This is a genomic window from Leisingera sp. F5 (assembly GCF_001593695.1).
Genome location: NZ_LUKH01000896.1, coordinates 1 through 1,500, shown reverse-complemented (window position 1 = coordinate 1,500; position 1,500 = coordinate 1). Strand labels below are relative to the sequence as shown.

At 60.6% G+C, this 1,500-nt stretch carries 2 protein-coding genes; both read left to right on the top strand.

Going from position 1 to position 1,500, the window contains the following annotated elements:
• Positions 1-143: 143 nt before the first annotated feature.
• The gene (locus A2I95_RS37210; RefSeq protein ID WP_027260172.1) at positions 144-947 is read left to right on the top strand and encodes a type VI secretion system accessory protein TagJ; all 804 of its coding nucleotides are present in this window, start codon (positions 144-146) and stop codon (positions 945-947) included.
• Positions 940-1,437 (top strand): type VI secretion system baseplate subunit TssE, encoded by a 498-nt coding sequence (gene tssE / locus A2I95_RS37205; protein WP_027260171.1) that lies wholly within the window; start codon positions 940-942, stop codon positions 1,435-1,437. The genes A2I95_RS37210 and tssE overlap by 8 nt, the downstream gene beginning before the upstream one ends.
• The last annotated feature ends 63 nt before the right edge of the window (positions 1,438-1,500 follow it).

The window sequence follows — 1,500 nt, the reverse complement described above, 5'->3', positions numbered from 1 at the left end:
TGACCACTGAAGGCACCTTCAAGTGGAACGTTCAGACCGGCAAGGTCGAGTAAAACCAATGGCTGGCCCCGGGCGTATTTCATGCCCGGGGTCTGTTTTTCTGACGTATTTGCAGCATCCACCCCAGTTGCGGAGTAGACCCCATGACACCCGAAGAGCATCTGAAAGCTGGTGATCCCAGGGCGGCGCTGGAGGCGCTGCAGCAAAAGATCCGGGGTGATGCGAGCAACGCCAAGCTGCGGGTTTTCCTGTTTCAGCTGCTGTGTGTGCTGGGCGACTGGAATCGGGCGATTGCGCAGTTGAAGGCGGCCGCGGGGCTGGATGAAGGCGCCACGGTGATGGCGCAGGCTTACCGCGAGGCGATTATTTGCGAAGTCTACCGCGAGAAGGTTTTTGCAGGCGAGAAGGCGCCGCTGATCCTGGGCGAGCCGGAGGAATGGCTGGCGCATTTGATTGAGGCGCAGAAACTTCTGGCGCAGGGCAAGGCGAAGGAAGCCGCTGAACTGCGCACAAAAGCGTTCGATGCGGCCCCTGCCAGTTCTGGCGAGGTCAACGGCAAGAAGTTCGACTGGATCGCCGATGCCGACATGCGGCTGGGTCCGGTGCTGGAGACCGTGGTCAACGGCAAATACTACTGGCTGCCGTTTTCGCAGATCGTCTCGTTCGAGGCGGAGGAGCCGAGCGATTTGCGCGACGCCGTCTGGACAGCCGGCACGCTGACCCTTGCGGGCGGCGGTTCGGTGGCAGCAATGATCCCGACACGTTACCCAGGCTCGGAAAAGGCGGACGGGCTGTCGATGCTGGCGCGTGCCACCGTGTGGCAGGATGCCGGTGCGGAAACCTATACCGGTCTTGGCCAGCGGCTGCTGGCGATCGGGGATGAGGACATTGCCATCATGGATGTGCGCACACTCCGGATGGATGGGCATGACTTAGAGAATGGCTGACAAAACTCTGGCCGAGCGCCTGCAGCCCTCGCTGCTGGACCGGCTGACAGACAATGCACCCGGCGATCAGAAGGAAACCCGCGAGAGCCGGGTTATTGATCTGTCGCGCTTGCGGGAAATCATTCAGCGAGATCTGTCCTGGCTCTTGAACACCCAGAACGTCGAAAGCCATTTCGATGCGCAGAGATACCCATCGGTATCGGCGTCTGTGCTGAATTACGGGCTGATCGAAGTGGCAGGCGAGGCCTCGACCAGTGAAAAGGCTGAGGCGATCCGCCAATCGATCAAGCAGGCGATTGCCACCTATGAGCCGCGGATCATCGAAGGGTCGGTGGATGTGCGGCTGCAGGATGGAACCGATGCGACCGAGATGACCGTGGGGCTGGAGATACGTGCTGATATGTGGGCGCAGCCGATGCCGCTGGAGCTGTATTTGCGCAGCAAGGTCGATCTGACCACCGGCGAAGTGCAGATGGAAAGGGCCATGTGATGGATACACGGCTGCTGACCCATTACGAGAACGAGTTGAACTACCTGCGCGACATGGGCGGGG

Bases quoted from the DNA above. Each gene is read 5' to 3' on its own strand.
- A2I95_RS37210 (WP_027260172.1), top strand. From the start codon at position 144: ATGACACCCGAAGAGCATCTGAAAGCTGGTGATCCCAGGGCGGCGCTG.
- tssE (WP_027260171.1), top strand. From the start codon at position 940: ATGGCTGACAAAACTCTGGCCGAGCGCCTGCAGCCCTCGCTGCTGGAC.